General features: G+C 61.8%; 16 protein-coding genes. 5 read left to right on the forward strand and 11 right to left on the reverse strand.

Translation table 11 applies throughout. From position 1 onward, the window contains the following. Nucleotides 1–37 precede the first annotated feature (37 nt). Entirely contained in the window at nt 38–1,453 is a 1,416-nt protein-coding gene (locus H2510_RS13335) for an amidase (protein WP_186628773.1), read from the forward strand. 144 nt (nt 1,454–1,597) lie between these two features. After that, nucleotides 1,598–2,224, forward strand: coding sequence for a LuxR C-terminal-related transcriptional regulator (locus H2510_RS21100; protein ID WP_186628774.1), 627 nt, complete (start codon nt 1,598–1,600; stop codon nt 2,222–2,224). Between the two features lie 335 nt (nt 2,225–2,559). Here the strand turns inward: H2510_RS21100 and H2510_RS13345 are convergent, their stop codons facing one another. From H2510_RS13345 to H2510_RS13355, 3 genes are read right to left on the reverse strand one after another with little or no spacing between them, the layout of a single operon-like run. Further along, a complete protein-coding gene (locus tag H2510_RS13345; RefSeq protein ID WP_186628775.1) occupies nt 2,560–3,300 on the reverse strand; it encodes a glucose 1-dehydrogenase in 741 nt (246 codons plus the stop codon). Then, entirely contained in the window at nt 3,301–4,467 is a 1,167-nt protein-coding gene (locus H2510_RS13350; RefSeq protein ID WP_186628776.1) for an NADH:flavin oxidoreductase, read from the reverse strand. Next, on the reverse strand, nt 4,464–6,194 hold the full coding sequence (locus H2510_RS13355; RefSeq protein WP_186628777.1) for a cholesterol oxidase substrate-binding domain-containing protein: 1,731 nt from the start codon (nt 6,192–6,194) through the stop codon (nt 4,464–4,466). The genes H2510_RS13350 and H2510_RS13355 overlap by 4 nt, the downstream gene beginning before the upstream one ends. 84 nt (nt 6,195–6,278) lie before the next feature. Here H2510_RS13355 and H2510_RS13360 point away from each other — a divergent pair, with 84 nt between their 5' ends. Further along, nucleotides 6,279–6,887: a TetR/AcrR family transcriptional regulator gene (locus H2510_RS13360; protein WP_186628778.1), complete on the forward strand. Its 609-nt coding sequence runs from the start codon at nt 6,279–6,281 to the stop codon at nt 6,885–6,887. Here the strand turns inward: H2510_RS13360 and H2510_RS13365 are convergent. Genes H2510_RS13365 through H2510_RS13375 form a run of 3 tightly spaced genes read right to left on the reverse strand, consistent with a single transcriptional unit; the run spans nt 6,860 to nt 9,827 of the window. After that, nucleotides 6,860–7,237, reverse strand: coding sequence for a DUF5313 family protein (locus H2510_RS13365; protein WP_186628779.1), 378 nt, complete (start codon nt 7,235–7,237; stop codon nt 6,860–6,862). The two genes, H2510_RS13360 and H2510_RS13365, sit on opposite strands and share 28 nt — an antisense overlap. After that, nucleotides 7,234–9,138, reverse strand: coding sequence for a phosphoenolpyruvate carboxykinase (GTP) (locus tag H2510_RS13370; RefSeq protein WP_186628780.1), 1,905 nt, complete (start codon nt 9,136–9,138; stop codon nt 7,234–7,236). The genes H2510_RS13365 and H2510_RS13370 overlap by 4 nt, the downstream gene beginning before the upstream one ends. 44 nt (nt 9,139–9,182) lie before the next feature. Further along, nucleotides 9,183–9,827, reverse strand: coding sequence for a hypothetical protein (locus H2510_RS13375; RefSeq protein WP_186628781.1), 645 nt, complete (start codon nt 9,825–9,827; stop codon nt 9,183–9,185). A 191-nt stretch (nt 9,828–10,018) separates the two neighbouring features. Between H2510_RS13375 and H2510_RS13380 the strand changes: the two genes are divergently transcribed. After that, entirely contained in the window at nt 10,019–10,978 is a 960-nt protein-coding gene (locus H2510_RS13380; protein WP_186628782.1) for a DUF389 domain-containing protein, read from the forward strand. A 12-nt stretch (nt 10,979–10,990) separates the two neighbouring features. Here H2510_RS13380 and H2510_RS13385 read toward each other — a convergent pair whose 3' ends face one another. Together H2510_RS13385 and H2510_RS13390 are read right to left on the reverse strand one after the other, a co-directional pair. After that, on the reverse strand, nt 10,991–11,995 hold the full coding sequence (locus tag H2510_RS13385) for a TIGR03617 family F420-dependent LLM class oxidoreductase (protein WP_186628783.1): 1,005 nt from the start codon (nt 11,993–11,995) through the stop codon (nt 10,991–10,993). A 67-nt stretch (nt 11,996–12,062) separates the two neighbouring features. Next, nucleotides 12,063–12,350 carry a hypothetical protein gene (locus tag H2510_RS13390; RefSeq protein WP_186628784.1) on the reverse strand — a complete coding sequence of 96 codons (288 nt, stop codon included), beginning with the start codon at nt 12,348–12,350 and terminating at the stop codon, nt 12,063–12,065. A 173-nt stretch (nt 12,351–12,523) separates the two neighbouring features. Here H2510_RS13390 and H2510_RS13395 point away from each other — a divergent pair, with 173 nt between their 5' ends. Continuing rightward, nucleotides 12,524–13,471: a YihY/virulence factor BrkB family protein gene (locus H2510_RS13395; protein ID WP_186628908.1), complete on the forward strand. Its 948-nt coding sequence runs from the start codon at nt 12,524–12,526 to the stop codon at nt 13,469–13,471. Nucleotides 13,472–13,486: 15 nt separating this feature from the next. On the opposite strand, the gene H2510_RS13400 is transcribed toward H2510_RS13395, so the two are convergent. The 3 genes from H2510_RS13400 to H2510_RS13410 form a co-directional block, all read right to left on the reverse strand. Next, complete coding sequence (locus H2510_RS13400; protein WP_186628785.1) at nt 13,487–13,906, reverse strand: MarR family winged helix-turn-helix transcriptional regulator; 420 nt, start codon at nt 13,904–13,906, stop codon at nt 13,487–13,489. Continuing rightward, nucleotides 13,903–15,327, reverse strand: coding sequence for an MFS transporter (locus tag H2510_RS13405; RefSeq protein WP_186628786.1), 1,425 nt, complete (start codon nt 15,325–15,327; stop codon nt 13,903–13,905). The genes H2510_RS13400 and H2510_RS13405 overlap by 4 nt, the downstream gene beginning before the upstream one ends. A gap of 75 nt (nt 15,328–15,402) precedes the next feature. After that, nucleotides 15,403–16,524 carry a beta-mannosidase gene (locus H2510_RS13410; RefSeq protein WP_222438695.1) on the reverse strand — a complete coding sequence of 374 codons (1,122 nt, stop codon included), beginning with the start codon at nt 16,522–16,524 and terminating at the stop codon, nt 15,403–15,405. Nucleotides 16,525–16,637 lie beyond the last annotated feature (113 nt).

Genomic DNA, 16,637 nt, shown 5'->3' on the forward strand with positions numbered 1-16,637 from the left:
AACGGCTTACTGCCGCTCGGAATCAGTAGGAGAAAACATGTTCGATCATGAATTATCCTGGCTCACAGCAGAAGAACTAGCTGCACGCACCCGGAGGAAGGATATCTCGCCGGTCGAGATCGCCAACTATTTCATCGGTCGAATCGACGAGATCAATCCGTCCATCAATGCGATCATCGACTTCGATCGAACTCAGGTGCAGGCGGATGCCCGGAAGCTCGAAGACAAGTCCGCGAGCGGTGCGGAACTTGGTCCTCTGCACGGGGTCCCTTTCACAATCAAAGACCTCACCGCAGTCGAGGGTCGTCCCCTGACCTTCGGGATGGTTCCGCTCAAAGACAGCATCTCAGAGCGCGATGCCGAGGTGGTGACCCGGTTGAGGGACGCAGGTGGACTGTTCCTGGGTAAGACCAACACACCGGAAAGCGGCTACGGCGGAACCAACAACCACCTGTTCGGTCCCACCCACAATCCGTGGAAGCACGGTTTCAGTGCCGGTGGATCCAGCGGCGGAGCGGCGGCGGCGGTGGCTGCAGGTATGGGACCCCTGGCAGAGGGAAGCGATGGCGCCGGTTCGGTACGTATCCCGGCCTCGCTGTGCGGTGTCGTTGGACTAAAGCCGTCTACCGGCCGGATTCCACAGACGATTTTGGCGGGTCGCTACTACCACTGGGCATACCACGGTCCCATCACTCGAACTGTGGGTGACAACGCGTTGATGTTGGACGTTGTTGCAGGACCTCATGAATCGGATCCATTGAGTCTGCCTGCCACCACCACCAACTTCTTCGATGAGACGAACAAGGGGATCGAGGGGTGGCGTATTGCGTGGTCGCCCGATCTTGGTTTCGCCACAGTGGATCCTGAGATTCTCGAAATTTGCCGCAATGCTGTGCGCAGCTTCGAGGAACTCGGTGCCCACGTCGACGAAGCGACACCTGACTGGGGCAACCCCGAAGAAGCGATGTGGAACGGGATCTGGGTACCTGGTTTCGCCGCCGAGCACGACCTTGTCGACTGGGACCAGTGGAAAGGTCAGGTCGATGACAATCTCGTCGAGTTGATGCGTGAAGGCGAGCGGTTGACCGGCGTCGACGTCGGTCGTGCCGATCTGTTCCGCGGGCAAATGTGGGACACATTCTCGAGCTTCATGCAGAACTTCGATCTGCTGATCTCACCGACACTGAGTGAAGCCACATTTACGCTCGACCAATTTGCGCCGTCGTTCTTGGACGGCGCGTCGCTCAGGTCTCAGCTCCTCGGCTGGCTCTTGACCTACCCGTTCAACATGATGTCCACACCGGCGATCACAGTGCCGGCCGGTTTCACCTCCGACGGAAGACCGGTCGGACTCCAAATCTCGGGGCGGCTCCATGCAGATGCTGCAGTGTTGCGGGCAGCGGCAAACTTCGAACGCGCTCGGCCCTGGGCTCAACACCGACCCACTCTATGAAAGTTTCACTGGCTGTTACGCAATTCGACCACTGAGACTCACTCGGAGTTCTAGCCTTGATTAATGACACGCCACGGTGCGGGGATTCTCTCTGCGCTTACTGGATCCATTCCCGCTGACAGGTTGAGCGGCCTTGTGGAATTTGTGACTAGCGAAGTCGAAGCTTCCGCTGCGGCCGTCGCTCTGGTGAGCGACGGCCGGTCACACCACCTGTGTGCGGCGGTCGGCTACGACAAGCAGGTCGTCCACTACCTCACAACCACTTTCATAAATTCGGACCCGGGAATGAAACTGGTGTTCGCGCATCCAGGTCGACTGTTGACGTGGAGCGACGTTCCGTCCTACCACGACACGTATTCGGCATCGGAGGTTTTAGGGCCCGCAGGCTTTCATGAGGGTGCATCCGTCGCGCTGCCGGGTACCGACGGACGGACGATCGCGGTGCTGCACGTCAGCGTCGTTCAATCGACATTTCCATCGTTGCTCAAGGAGCTGGTGCTCGCAGCGTTGGACTTCGCCACCGCCACTGTCAGCATGATGGACATGCAGGCACGCGTGGGCCTGTCGCGACGTGAACTCGAAGTACTTCGTCACCTTGTAGAGGGGTCGACGAACGCTGAGATAGCGACTGCATTGTTCGTCTCGCGAAGCACAGTCAACACTCATGTGGAGCTTATTCTGGACAAGCTCGGGGCGAAAAACAGATTGACCGCCGCCGTGTGTGCAACCAAGCGGGGCCTGGTCGACGGGCATGACTTCAGCAGACCTTGAAGTCGTGCTTGTCCGCCCACCATTGGGTGGGTGCGTCTAGCGCAACGCCGATAGTCGGTCAAGTCAATGTTACTTCTCGTACTGCTGCTCTCGCGCACTCTGTGATTCGCATGGTGTTCTCGTCGGTTGGTGATGTCGGTCGTTCTTGAAACGTGCAGCTGTCGAAGTGTCGCTCGTAGTACCTATTCATAGGGGGTATGGAGGTGCGTAGAGGTGGCGGTGTCGCTCTCGAACTTGATCCCCTGCGGCGCGGAACCCTTGCACGGGAGATCAACCGCAGCTACTAAGCCGTACACCGGCGGGCGCACCATGCACCCGCCGGTGTACGAGACGATTCAGGAGGTGCGGTGCGGAACACCTGCCATCAGGCCGCCGTCGATGATGAACTCGGATCCGGTGGAGTAAGAGGACTCTTCACTGGCGAGGAAGACGATCATCGAGGACACTTCGGTGGCTTTGCCGCCACGACCGAGTGGGATCTGCAGGAAGTCCTCGGGGATGCCTTCGGTCATCGGGCTGTGAATGAAGCCGGGGTGAATGGAGTTGACCCGTACGTTCTTCGGCGCCAACTCGAGTGCAACCGACTTCGTCAGTCCGCGCACTGCGAACTTCGTGGCGGTGTAGCCGTGCAGTCCGGGACTACCGCGGAACCCTTCGACGGAGGAGACGTTGATGATCGAGCCGCCACCTGCATCGATCATCGATTGGGAGCAGGCACGGATGCCGAAAAACGTTCCGGTCAGGTTGATGTCGAGAATGCGCTGCCACTCGGATGTTTCGTAGGCGGTGATCAAGTTGCCGCCCACTATTCCGGCGTTGTTCACCAGTACGGTCACCGGTCCGAACTTCTCGGTGGTCGCCGCGACGGCTTCGGCCCAGCTGTCTTCCGACGTGACGTCGAGACGCACATAGTGTGCGGCGTCTCCCAATTCTTTTGCTGCCGAGGCGCCTTCCTCGTCGAGGATGTCGCCCAGGACGACTTTTGCGCCCTCTGCGATCAGCGCTTTGCAGTGAGCGAGCCCCATTCCGCGTGCAGCACCGGTGACCAGTGCTACTCGGCCTTCCAAACGGTTCATTCAGGCTCCTTCGTTGACAAGCACGCAGCGCGTGCCGCTATAGATGGTGGGCATACAGCGATTGCAATGTATGCAGAGAGAGGAAGTGACTTCCTCCTTCTGCATCCTATTGATCAAATCCGGTTCACGCAGAAGTGCGCGCGCCATCGCCACGAACTCGAATCCTTCGGTCATGGCGAGGTTCATCGTTTCCCGCGTGGAGATGCCGCCGAGAAGGATGAGTGGTAGGTCCACCGCACTGCGGAACTGGCGTGCCTGTTCGAGCAGATATGCCTCTTTGTAGGGGTATGCGCGCAAGAACTTGCTGCCCACCATGCGGATACCCGCTCGTTGCGGCTGTGGGAACGACGCCGCGAAGTCGCGTAACGGTACATCTCCGCGAAAGAGGTACATCGGGTTCTTCAGCGAACTACCCGCGGTCAACTCGAGCGCATCGAGCGAGCCGTCGCTTTCCAGCCACTGGGCAACCTGAAGGCTCTCGTCGAGCCAGAAGCCGCCCGGGACTCCGTCATCCATGTTCAACTTCGCGGTGACGGCGATCTCGGTTCCTACTTCGGCACGCACGGCCGACGCTACGGCCCGCGCGACTCGCGCCCGGTTCTCGAGACTTCCGCCGAACTGGTCGGACCTGCGATTGAGCGCTGGGCTGAGAAACGAGCTGACGAGATAGTTGTGCCCGAAATGCAGTTCGACAGCATCGAATCCGGACTGCACGGCGATTCTGGCTGCACGGGCATGATCGGCGACGATGCGATCGAGGTCGGCTGCGCTCGCCGTCCTCGTCAGTCGCATGCTCAGAGGGCTGATCTGCCACGAGGAGGCCAATGCCGTCGCGCGGTTGGACTGTGAGTTCGCGACCGGTCCCGCGTGCCCGATCTGAGCGGAGACGGCGGCGCCCTCGGCGTGGACGGCCTCGGTCAGACGTGTCAGTCCTGCAACAGCTTCCGGGCGCATCCAGATCTGGTGGCGGTCGGTTCTACCCTCAGGCGAGGATGCGCAGTAGGCGACTGTGGTCATGGCGGCACCGCCGGCAGCGACGGCTCGGTGGAAATCGATCAGCTCGTCGGTCACCAGAGCTTCCGGGGTGCGTCCTTCGAAGGTCGCGGCTTTGATGACACGGTTGCGTAGCGTGAGGGGGCCGAGGTCAGCAGATTCGAATATTTTCATGGCATTACCTTGTCGAGGAAGGGGTTTCGGAAGATTCGTCGTGGGTCGAACTCGTCGAATGCTGCGGAGGCGGACTCCCACTCGGGGTACCGGGAGGGGAGTGTCCGGGTCAGGAACTCGGTGTCGGCGTGTGACTGATCGTTGGTGAACGCCCAGCCCTTCGAGTATTCGGGCCGCATGATTCCGAGTGAACCTGAATAGTGTCCATGCATCCACTGTTCCATCTCGCGGAAGAATGCATGCATTCCGGGCGTACCTGGGAAAGAGACCACGTTCAGCCAGATTGCGGTGTCCCATTCCGGATGACCGGGCACTGGGGCCACCGCTGAAAGAGACGGCGGGCCCGAGCTTTCCACGTCCACGTCTGCGCCGTGGTCGAGCCCGCACAAGCGCACCTCGAACGGGCCGTTGACCGGGTACTGACCCAGCGAGCTGTAATACGTGAGCCGCTCGTCGAGCCAGGTGGTCATGTCGTGGATGATCGTGGCGACGTCGGACCTACGTGCAAGCACGACGCCTCCGCCCGCCGTCACTCGCAACGTTGTGGCGCGGAGGTACAAGCGGACGTTCTTCGATGTGCCCCAGATGTCGGCCGTGCCGGTGAGTGCCATGCCGGCTTTGACTGCGCTGAGCTGCGACGCACCGAATGCGGGTGTGCCGGCCGCGAGCTGTGTCGCCACCACGCCCAATCCGTCGGTGAGCGGCTCGGGGAGCGTATCGGAGAACGCGTAGTTGTACGGTCCGGTCACTTCCCGTGATTGTTCCGGGCGGTTCGGTTCGTCGCTCCATATTTTCAGCCATGGCTCCTGGGTGAACGGGAACCAGATGGCTTCGACGCTTCCGAACTCGGCGAGATACTTCTCGAAAGTCCGGCCCGGTGATCCTGCCGGCGCGAACAGCTCCTGCCAGCCGACGTCGAATGTGCTGAGACATCTGAGACGTTTGTCGGCGCCTGCCTGGAGCGTCACGGAGGTGATGAAGGTGCGGCCCAGGTGGGTGAGCAGTGGGCGAATGGCCGGGTCGGATCGGGTGAATACTCGCGCGACGTACTCTCCCGCGGAATCGTCCCAGACCACTGCCGTCAGGGCGGTGACGAGATTGCTGACGGTACCGAAGCTGGTTCCGGGGACTGCACTTTCCCCGTCGGCCGGAGGGGTGGCGCCGTGCGCATCGATAGCGAGAGCGCCGCCGATGGTGATGTCGCCGATGGCCGGGATGCTCGACCAACCCAGTCCGTGGCCTTCGAGTGCGGTCAAGATGGACAGCAAGCTCGCGCCACCCTGAGCGGTCACCGTGGCAGGCGATCCCGTCGGATCCACGCTCACGCCGATCAGGTGCGTGGTCGTGTCGAGAAGAATTACCTTGTCGACGGAATATCCGGGGACCACCGTCAACGGACTCCAGCCGTGCATCGAGCCTCGTGCCCGTATCGTGTAGCCGTGCTTCGCGGCCCAGTTTGCCAGCGTCACCACCTCGCCTTCGCCCCGCGGTGCGCATGTCCAGACGTGGTCGAAGACGATCTCTTTGGACCAGTTCACGTAGCTCTGCTGATAGAGGTCGATTCCCCCAGGGAACTCGGGCGGCACCGTAAGCGAGGCCTCCCCGACGGGCGCAGCAGTGGCGGGCGTCCATTGGGACCCGGCGACTGCGGCTGCTACCGCCGTGGCGGCCGCGGCGCCGAAGAAGCGGCGCCGTGACAGCGACCCGTGTACGTTTTGTTCGACCATGCAGTTACCCCTAATTGCAGTAATACGATGCCAGCGGCATCATAATTGAACATAGACGATAAACGGCGAGTGTGACGAAATTTCATGAATCCGGATAGCAGTAGCGGCAAAGGTCGGGCCGGCCGCCCCCGAGACAGCAGCGTCGACGACCGAGTGTTGTCGGCTACCCGCGAGCTGCTGATGGAGCTCGGATGGGAAGAATTGAGCATGCGCGGCGTCGCTGCCCGTGCAGGCGTCGGTCGAGGCACCATCGATCGAAGATGGTCGTCCAAAGCCGAGTTGGTGTTGCACTCGATCCTCGGAGCAACACCCGACCTCGAGCCGTTCGACGGTACGGACCCGAACGGTTGGGTGCGGTGGGTGGCGACAGGAAGTCGCGAGCTGTTCGCCAAACCGGAAGTGCGCGCAGCAGTTCCGGGTCTGATCAGTACCTTCGCTCGTAACGAGGATCTTCGTCGTCAGCTCTGGCAGAGCTTCAGCGGGCCTCCCGCCGAACTGTTCTCCGCGGGTTCATCGCGGGATGCAGCGGACGACGCCGTGCTCGACGCTCGAGCGCTGATCGCTATGGCGGCGGGAGCCTCACTGTTTCTCAGTATCATTGCAACAGAGGATGATACGGATCCCGTTCACCTTCGAATCGAAGAGCTTTTACTCCGCGCGATCGATCAGAATCCTCGGTACCGCGCCGAATAGCGGGCCGCGTCGTCGTCGATTGTGCGTTGCTTGTTTGCGGTCAACAGTGCGGGATCGAGCCCATGGGTGACCAGGCGATGACGCTGATAGATCGGTTTGAGAGCGATCATGAAATAGACGAACGGGAGTAACAGGATCAGCATCATGCCGGCGCGGACGAACAGTGGGCCCGGCACGAGCAAGCATGCGGCCAGCAGCGGGACCAGTGGGACGATGCACCGGGTTGCGTAGTGCCGCGTGGAACCCGGTCCGGTGATGTCGTGGATGACCCAGGCGCTGAACTGCGCGGGCAGGGGCCGCCCGGCGAGGTAGGCGACCAGCTGCCGGATCGAGGGTCGAGGTGTGATCATCGGTTCGGGTTCCCGGACTCGACGCAATGATGTTCCAGCCGGTGCTGAGGAGACTTTTCCAGACCTCTCGGGTAGCCGCACAGGCGTACCTTGAGCCAGTTCAGCTCCTGACGTAGGGCATCGGGGAGTTTGTTGCCACCGATGGTGGCGTACCACTGGTCGATGAGGGGAATTTCTGTGAGAAGTTCGTCGGTGTCGACGGCGAGTGCCGCCTCGACATCGGCTCGATCGATGTCGAGGCCGGTCAGGTCGAGGGAATCGGAGGTGGGGACGTAGCCGAGAGGGGTGGACAACGCGTCGACCTTTCCGTCGATTCGGCGCAACGCCCAGTCGATCACCCGAAGGTTCTCCCCGAAGCCCGGCCACAGGAAGTCCCCGTCGTCATCACGGCGAAACCAGTTCACGTAGAAGATCTTCGGTAGAGCTCCTGGGCGGCTCGAACCGGCCCCGATGTCGAGCCAATGCTGGAAGTAGTCGCCGACGTGGTACCCGATGAAGGGCAGCATCGCCATGGGATCGCGGCGCACCACCCCGATGCTTCCGGTCGAGGCTGCCGTCGTTTCCGACGAGAGGATCGAAGCAAGGAATACCCCGTGTTGCCAGTCGAATGCCTCGGTGACCAACGGCACTGTCGATGCACGGCGACCCCCGAAGAAGATCGCCGAAATGGGGACTCCGGCTGGATCGTTCCATTCCGCAGCAGCCGTCGGGCACTGGTCTATCGGGGTGCAATAGCGTGAATTCGCATGTGCGGCAGTGGTATCGGATTCCGGTGACCAGTCGTTCCCGCGCCAGTCGATCAGATGCTCCGGCTGCTGCTCGGTCATCCCCTCCCACCACACACCACCGGCGTCGGTCAGGGCGACATTGGTGAAAATCGAGTTGCCTCCGGCAATGGTGCGCATGGCGTTCGGGTTCGTGGCCATTCCAGTACCGGGAGCGACGCCGAAGAACCCCGCTTCGGGGTTGACGGCGTAGAGCTGCCCGTCCTCACCGAATCGCATCCAGGCGATGTCGTCTCCGATGGTTTCCGCGGTCCACCCATCGAGGGTCGGTTCGAGCATCGCGAGGTTGGTCTTGCCGCACGAAGAGGGGAATGCCGCGGCGATGTAACGCACTTCGGCGGCAGGGGAGGTCAGTTTCAAGATGAGCATGTGCTCGGCAAGCCACCCCTCGTCGCGGGCCATCGCCGAAGCGATACGCAGGGCAAACGACTTCTTACCCAGTAAGGCATTGCCGCCGTATCCGGATCCGTAGCTCCAGATGGTTCGCGTCTGAGGAAAGTGGGCAATGTATTTCGTGTTGTCGCACGGCCACGAGAGGTCTTGTTGGCCCGGTGTGAGCGGAGCACCGACCGAGTGAAGTCCTTTGACGAAGTCTGCGTGTGTGCCCATGCGATCCCAGATCGGGGTGCCGGTGCGAGTCATCACGCGCATCGATACCGCGACGTATTCGGAATCGGTGATCTCGACGCCGAATTTCGGAGAGACGGACTCGAGGGGCCCCATGCAATAGCCGATGACATACATCGTTCGTCCCGCCATCGCGCCGCGGAACTCCTCGGTCAGCACCGTCGTCATGTCGAGCGGGTCCATCCAATTGTTCGTCGGTCCTGCATCCGATTCGTTCTCCGAACAGATGAAGGTGCGATCTTCCACGCGCGCAACATCTTCGGGATTGGATACGCAGCGGAAGGAGTTCGGGGGCTCGCTCAATTCGACGAATGTGCCTTTGGCTACGAGTAGTGCCGTCAGCCTGTCCCATTCTTCCGAGGTGCCGTCGCACCAGACAACCCGGTCGGGTGTGGTGAGTTCCGCGACGTCGCTCACCCACATCAGGAGATCGGCGTGTGAAGTCGGTGGGCAGCCGATATCGAGATCGACAGTGCTCGAGGCGGTCATGGGGTATCCCTTCGAGGTGGCATGAGGTTGCCGATTCGCAGTTGTCACCGGCTGGGCTGGAGGCCGGATGTTTCGAGGTCATTCAGTGCGCGCGCGCAGGCTGCCAGAACTCGTGCGTCGACGCGGGGTAGTGTCCTCCGGTTCAGTGCATCGAGAAGCCCGGTCAGTGCGAGCGAAACGGCCGCAACAGGATTCGATCCGAGAGTGATCGATCCTTCGATTTCCCCGCCGAGCCGACTTGCCGAGTCGGACAGGTCCACCAGAACGTCATTGTGCGTGAGCAGGCGGCGCAGCGAAAAGTCTTGCGCGTCATGGTTACTCCAACTGGTGACGCTTCCGACTCCACACTCGATGAGCACTGGACCCAGTAGTGGGGCGCGTTCGGGGCAGGCGAGGATCACTCGCCCACGGCTGGGGGAAATGCCGCGGTGGCCCAGCGTGGAGACGACCGACGCTGCCATCGTGGCGGTAGCGATGTCGGTCTCGGTGCAGTCGGCCAGCGGAAGTCGTGTCACACGCAGTGACGTGAGGTTCTCGATGACGGCGGCGTACTCCTCCATGGCAACCCAGCCGTGAATCGAACCGTCGGGTTGCCGTGCTCGCGGGGAGGATTCGTGTAGTCCGACCACAGTCACGGCGCCAGGAACACCCGAAGCCGAGTGTTCCGCATGCCGGTATCGAGTCCTCATCGCGGACCTCCACAGATTCTTGAGTTTCGCATTAATGCATTATGTGGATTGACGGTATTCTTACTTGCGCAATAATGCAAGTAAGGCGAGCTCGTGTTCGATCGAGAGCGACTGCCCGAATGCGTCGACCGCGGATGAATCGAGAGGGAGTCGATGCTGGGGTCTGTCCGGGATGTGCGCAGAATATGGGCATGCTGCACCTGCGTATCCTCTCGCCTTCGATGCTGACTCAGGACGTGCTCGCATGTCTTGTCGACAGTCCCGCTGTCAGCGGTATCGCGGTGACACGCGAGGCTTCCGTCGAACCTGTCGGTGACCTCGTCGTCGCCGATATAGCGCGGGAGGGAGCGAACGAGATCATCGACTTCCTACGCGATCTCGGAGTGCATCAGGATGGCAGCATCCATATCGAGCCGGTTCGTAGCTGGCTCTCGCGCTCGGGATTCGAAGCAGAGAAGCGAACTCCGGGCAGCAGCGCAGACTCGGTGGTGTGGGCGGATGTGGCGCAGCGCTCGTACGACGACACCGAACTGAATTGGACTTACCTGAGTTTCATGGGCATGGCCACGCTGCTCGCATCGATCGCGATCGTCATCGATTCGCAGATCCTGATAATCGGTGCAATGGTTCTGGGCCCGGAGTTCGGGGCTATCGCAGCTCTCGGTGTCGCGCTGGTGCGGAAACGACCTACGCTGCTGGTCCGTGCGAGCAGGACCCTCGTGGTCGGATTCGTTCTCTCGATCGCTACGACCACTCTCTTCGTACTTGTGGCGCGCGCGGTGGGCTGGGTGGTCATCGATGACGTCACAGGACCTCGACCGAGCACCGCTTTCATCTACTCACCGGACAAATGGTCGTTCATCGTGGCAGTCATCGCGGCAGCAGCAGGGGTTCTGTCGATCACCTCGGCGAAGACGGGTGGGTTGTCCGGGGTGTTCATCTCGGTGACTACGGTGCCTGCCGCCGGAAACGTCGCGCTCGGAATAGCATTCGGGGTTGGTACGGAAATTTGGGGAAGCACTCTTCAACTGCTGCTCAACATCACCGGTATGGCGGTGGCAGGCTGGGCCACTCTGGCAATTCAGCAGAGCGTCTGGGCACGACTTTCTGCTCGTCGCGCCGCCGCCATCGACCGCTTCCGGAGTCGCTGAGCTCGTCACGAATTACTTCGGAACTCGAAGCTCCGCGCACATCTTCCGAAACTCCCCGTCATCGGCACGATCCAATGGAACTGCCAAAGCGATACCATCGCAAAGATTTTCGTACTTCGATGCAAGAGCTGCAGGCAGCTCCGCGTATGTGCATTGCGTGACCAGCACGTCCAGTACGTCATCGGTGATTACATCAGCGAGATCAGCCCAGTCACCCGAGCGGGACATGGCGGTCAGCTTCTCGCCGACCTCGGACAATCCGAGTGCATCCAGAGCGAGACGATAGGCCGGGGTGGAGTACAGGAACGCAAGTTCTTTTCGCACAGGTTCCCGGGCCGAGGCCACCGTTGCCGCGTCGCGACCGGTGATCGTCTTCGGGACCGCGATGATGCGAGGCCTTCGGCCGGCACGTTCGAGGCTCGGAATGGTGATCTCTTCGAGCACTTTGGGATGCGAACACGTGGGATGAACGACAAAGCCGTCGGCAATCTCGCCGGCGAGCCTGCACATCCGTGCATTGACTCCGCCCGTCCATATTTCCGGCGACGGGACGTCGATCGGACCCGGATTGAAATATGGCTGCAAGCGATCGAACGTGTAGTGCGTGCCCTGGTAATCCAACGCTGTTCCGTCACGAAATGCTCCGAAGATCGCCCGAACAGCGCGGATGTAGTCCCGCAGTTGCGCAACAGGGTCTGTCCACGGCATCGAATACCGCCCGACGATGTTCCCCCGCACCTGAGTCGCCAACCCCAACTGGAACCGGCCACCGGAGAAGCTCGCCAAATCCCAGGCCGCCAACGCCGTCACCATCGGGCTACGCGCAAACGCCACCACCATCGACGTCCGGACGACCAGCGTGGAGCTGTGCTCGACGGCCAGGGCAGCGACCGCGAACGGATCTCGGACGGTTTCGGAGATGTGCACGGTGTCGAAACCGAGATCCTCTATGCGCCTGACGCGTTCTGCAACCTGGTGCAGAGGGGTATCGGCGGGTAGTGAAGAAACTAGTTCCATGTCGATTCAGGTGCTCCAGATGCTCGTGCCACGCGACGCTTTCCCTAGCGACCTTACGGCCGGGTGGTCACGCGTCCGGTCGCGGGACGTCCTTCTCCCACCTGGCCCGACGCTCGGATTCAGACTGCTCCCACCACGGTGTGCCACGTTCTCCCAGAGCGACTTTCGCGGCCTGCACCCCCGCTCGGGAGGCGGCGGCACCCCCGGTGGAGCGAACGTCGCGTCGCCAGGCCATGAGAATCGACCGTAGTTCGGCGTTGCGGTCCTCGGGAATGGAAGGGTCGGTCGCTCTCCAGCGGCGACCATCGATCACGATGAAGTGTCCATCCTCGGTGTACTCGCGGTCGTCACTCACCCCTGCCTCCCAGCTCCAGCCCTAGTCACAGCTCTCATGTCCTCGATGGTGCCAGAGCCGTCCGACGGTCATGGCCGGAGGCGGTGTCGGATGGGTGAGCAGTGGGTATGGGTGAGTCGGTCGCGAGTGGCGCGGCGAAGGAGTGTGACAAGCATGGCTGGATTCGACCGATGATGCTGGCGCGACTGGACGAGTTTCAAAGAAGGCATCCATCGGCGGGATTCCCGCTGGCCGTGGTGTACAAATTCCTCGACGACCGCGGCGGATACCTCGCTGCCCTGATCGCGTACTACGCGTTCTTGTCGCTGTTTCCGCTGTTGCTCTTGTTCACCACGCTGCTGGGCATCGTGCTCGCCGGTAATCCGGACCTGCAGGCCAGCATCCTCGACTCGGCGATGAGTCAGATACCCGTCATCGGAGATCAACTCGGCGAACCGGACCGTCTCAGCGGCGGTGTGACGGCGATCGTCATCGGCATAGTCGGCTCGCTCTACGGCGGGCTCGGCATCTCGCTAGCCGCGCAGTACGCGATGAACACCGCTTGGTCCGTTCCGCGCAACGAGCAGCCGGACCCGCTGCGAGCACGACTGCGGGGTCTACTGCTGCTCAGCACTGTCGGTACGGCCATCATCGGGCTGACCGTTCTCAACGCCGTTGCATCCTCCGGCGTCTTCGGGTTTGCAGGTGGCACGCTGGCCCTGATCGGCGCCGTCGTAGTCAACGCCGTGGTCTTCTCCGCAGCATTCAGAATCGGAACGCCCCGCCCGCTGACCCTCCGGAACGTACTGCCGGGGGCAATCGTCGCCGCAGTGCTCTGGCAGGCATTGCAAGCGTTCGGAGGAATCTACATTCGATATGTGGTGGGCAACGTCAGCACCAGTAACGGAGTCTTCGCGATCGTGCTCGGCTTGCTCGGATTCCTTTATGTAGCATCGGTACTCATCGTTCTCTGTATCGAGATCAATGCCGTTCGAGTCGACGGACTGCATCCCCGTGCGCTACTGACGCCGTTCACAGACAATGTCGAACTCACCGAGGGGGACAAGAAGTCCTACACCGGCCAGGCAGAAGCGCAGCGGAACAAGGGGTTTCAGGACATCGTCGTCACCTACGAAGACTAGCGGGTGCTTGTACGCCTACGCAGACGTGACCGAGTCGCCGAGTAGCGAGGACAGAATCCGCGCCAAGGTAGCGAGGTCTGCCTCGTTCAGGGCGTTCAGGGCCGCAGGCGGTGTTCGAAGGACATCGTTCGCCACGCGCGCGAGTTCACGACCGGAGTCGGTGAGGGCCACGACGCGTCGACGTCGGTCGAACGGGTCCTCCGTGCGTTCGAGGTGGCCTCTGGCTTCCAGGTCACGAAGGGCGATCGACAGGTACGGCGGATCGGAGCCGAGCTGTTCGGCGAGTTCGCCCGCCGAGAGCGGTCCGTGCAGGAGCCGTCGGAGAACTTTCGTTCTGAAGAAGCTCTCGCCGGTCGCGGCGACGACGGCGCGGTGTGGATCGGACACCTCGAGAACGAGCTTGCGCAGGTCGGACCAGACATCGGGGGCGTTCACGAGACCAACTCCTTCGAGCGGGAGGCGACGGCGTGTGCGGTACCGCGCGCCCACCCTCCGGTGGTGACGACGGCCAGAATCAGAACCACGACACCGGCGCACAACAGGACTGTCCAGGCCGGTCTCGCAGCGTCGACGAAACCGTCCTCGAAGCTGCCGACCAGACCTGCGGTCACAATCGATCCGACGACCGCGACTCCGAGCGATTGGCCGACCTGTCGGCTCGTCGACGCGATCGCGGATGCGACGCCGGCCTGGCTGCGTGGCATGCCCGATATTGCGGTGTTGGTGATGGGGGCGTTCACCACACCGAAGCCGATACCGAAAATGATGTACGCCACCGCAAGCCAGCCGAAGGACGTGTCCGCAGTCAGACGGGTGAGCATCGTGGCAGAGACGATGAATCCCATCCCGGCGACCACCAGTGAGATGCGTGGCCCGCGGGATCCGGTGATACGTCCGGAGATCGGGGCGAAAACGAGGGTCATCAAGGCCATCGGCAACGTGTACAGGCCGGCGTGCAGTGGGGAGTAGCCGCGGACATCCTGCAGGTACAAGGTGTTGAGGAACAGGAAGCCACCCAGCGACGCGAAGGAGCACACGGCGATGATCGTGGCGCCGCTGAACGGGACGCTGCGAAAGAACGACAGTTCGATGAGCGGTTCGGTGCGTCTGGACTCCGTCAGGATCAGCCCGACGAGTGATGCGAGGGTCACCGCGCCCGTCGTGAGGATGAGAAGGGAGGTCCAGCCCTTTGCCGATCCCTCGATGATCGTGAACACCAGACCGGCGAGCAACGCGATCATGAGGATCTGTCCCGCGGGATCGAATTTGCGCGCATGGAGTGCCTTGGATTCCGGGACGTACTTCCACGTCAGTGCCAACGCGAGAAGTCCGATCGGTACGTTCACCCAGAAGATCGATTGCCACCCTGCCGACGTCACGAGCACCCCGCCCAGCAACGGCCCCGCGGCCATCGACACGCCGACGACTCCACCCCAGACGCCGATTGCGCCTGCGCGTTCCTTGGGGTTGTCGAACGTGTTGGTGATGATCGACATTGCGACCGGATTCATCATCGATCCGCCGACGGCCTGAATCATGCGGAATGCCACCAACCAGCCCAGTGACGGCGCGACACTGCACAGTAGCGATCCGATGATGAAGGATCCGGTGCCGATCATGAAGATCCTCTTGCGCCCGAAACGATCCGCGGAAGAGCCGCCGAGCATCAGCAGCGAAGCCAGGACGAGGGTGTACGCGTCGATGATCCATTGGAGACCGGTCACCGACGAGTTCAGCTCGGCCCGAATCGACGGAAGTGCGACGTTGACGATGGTGTTGTCGATGCTGACCAGGAAGAGGCTGAGGCAGCAGATGCCGAGAACGAGGTATCGGCGCTGTGACGAAGGTTCTGTCATATGGGCCGCCCGATAGTTGTACACCTACAAATGTTAGATCGAGTATGAATACTCGGGGCGTGCGAATGCAAGCGGCTAGTTCGAGGTTCCCTGATCGAGGACCTGCCAGAGCGGATCGCTCGGCCCGATGTCGAACGTGCACTCGGTCGGTCTCGCATCCGGAACGAACGCCCACAGCAGTGCCCCAGCGGTGCCTGCCGCCCGCTGACCGTCGATTTTCGTCTCGATGTGCGCGGCGCGATCTGCCGTATCCGTGCAGGATCCCGCGAGTTCCCCGATCTCGGCCACCAAGAGGGGCTTGCCGACCTCTGCCGTTTGGGTGATCCGACGCTGGAGTCCGTTCCACTGATCGCCGGGCAGTGCGACCCCGTCGGCGCCGTAGTCGTGGTACTGAAGAACATCGACGGCGGGTGACTGTGCCAGGTAGCGGTATTCTTCGCCTTGGCTTCCACATTGGCCGCCGCCGGTGAGCCCGGCGGTGATCAAGGTCCGAGGATCGAGGGTGCGCACCCGTGCGCCGGCGGTATCGAAGAAACTGCGTAGAACGTCATCTGCGTCGGAGGTACAGGTTCGATTCTCCCAGGAACAATTCGCGTCGGTGCAGGTGCTCGTTTCCGGTTCGCCGACGAGTTCCCACGCGGCAAGTGCAGGTGAGTCCTTCCAGCGCGCGACGGCGGTGTCGGACCACTGCTCGAAGCTCAGAAGTGCAGTTGCGGTGGGGGAAGGCGGTGGCGTCGTCCAGCCGTCGATGTACCACTGTCGGTCCTTGAAGGCGTTGTCTTCGCACGCCCCGTCCTGCGGTGACAAGACTGGGATCAGAAGTTGATCGTGCGCTTCGGCCGCGGCGAAGACTGCGTCCATGGGACCGAAGTCGAGGTTGCCGGTGAAACTGTTGATCGCGAGAGCTTGAAACGCGTCGAAGCGCGTCAGTGAGTGTGCGGGCAGCGCCGCGAAGTAGCTGTCGAGATCGACCATGGCCCCGCATCCGGCATTGACGGACCAATCCGTCGCGAGCTGGTAGGCATTGAATCCCGTCGGCCACCACGGTGCGCCGTCGAGTGTCAGTCCGTCGGCGCCCGCGCTCACGCGAGCTCCCGGCGACGGCGCAGCGTCTGTCGGTACTGCACCGGTGACGGTGACGAGGAGTCCCGCGAGTGCCACGGCGGCGACTCGACGGAAACGAACCATACTCGGCATATCGCAGATGATAGGCCTGTGTATTGACAGTCGGTACATTCGCTCCCGTTGAATGGCATATCGACCGTCAAATAATTCTTCGATCCCGCAATTCCAACCATACTGGTCGCTGG

Source organism: Rhodococcus sp. BP22 (assembly GCF_014281965.1).
Lineage (GTDB): Bacteria > Actinomycetota > Actinomycetes > Mycobacteriales > Mycobacteriaceae > Rhodococcoides.

What these genes read in the sequence shown, in the direction of transcription:
- H2510_RS13410 (WP_222438695.1), bottom strand. Translation starts at nt 16,524, where the DNA reads ATGCCGAGTATGGTTCGTTTCCGTCGAGTCGCCGCCGTGGCACTCGCG.
- H2510_RS13365 (WP_186628779.1), bottom strand. Translation starts at nt 7,237, where the DNA reads ATGATCACACCTCGACCCTCGATCCGGCAGCTGGTCGCCTACCTCGCC.
- H2510_RS13385 (WP_186628783.1), bottom strand. Translation starts at nt 11,995, where the DNA reads ATGGAACTAGTTTCTTCACTACCCGCCGATACCCCTCTGCACCAGGTT.
- H2510_RS13355 (WP_186628777.1), bottom strand. Translation starts at nt 6,194, where the DNA reads ATGGTCGAACAAAACGTACACGGGTCGCTGTCACGGCGCCGCTTCTTC.
- H2510_RS13335 (WP_186628773.1), top strand. Translation starts at nt 38, where the DNA reads ATGTTCGATCATGAATTATCCTGGCTCACAGCAGAAGAACTAGCTGCA.
- H2510_RS13375 (WP_186628781.1), bottom strand. Translation starts at nt 9,827, where the DNA reads ATGAGGACTCGATACCGGCATGCGGAACACTCGGCTTCGGGTGTTCCT.
- H2510_RS13345 (WP_186628775.1), bottom strand. Translation starts at nt 3,300, where the DNA reads ATGAACCGTTTGGAAGGCCGAGTAGCACTGGTCACCGGTGCTGCACGC.
- H2510_RS13350 (WP_186628776.1), bottom strand. Translation starts at nt 4,467, where the DNA reads ATGAAAATATTCGAATCTGCTGACCTCGGCCCCCTCACGCTACGCAAC.
- H2510_RS13395 (WP_186628908.1), top strand. Translation starts at nt 12,524, where the DNA reads ATGCTGGCGCGACTGGACGAGTTTCAAAGAAGGCATCCATCGGCGGGA.
- H2510_RS13405 (WP_186628786.1), bottom strand. Translation starts at nt 15,327, where the DNA reads ATGACAGAACCTTCGTCACAGCGCCGATACCTCGTTCTCGGCATCTGC.
- H2510_RS13360 (WP_186628778.1), top strand. Translation starts at nt 6,279, where the DNA reads ATGAATCCGGATAGCAGTAGCGGCAAAGGTCGGGCCGGCCGCCCCCGA.
- H2510_RS13370 (WP_186628780.1), bottom strand. Translation starts at nt 9,138, where the DNA reads ATGACCGCCTCGAGCACTGTCGATCTCGATATCGGCTGCCCACCGACT.
- H2510_RS13380 (WP_186628782.1), top strand. Translation starts at nt 10,019, where the DNA reads ATGCTGCACCTGCGTATCCTCTCGCCTTCGATGCTGACTCAGGACGTG.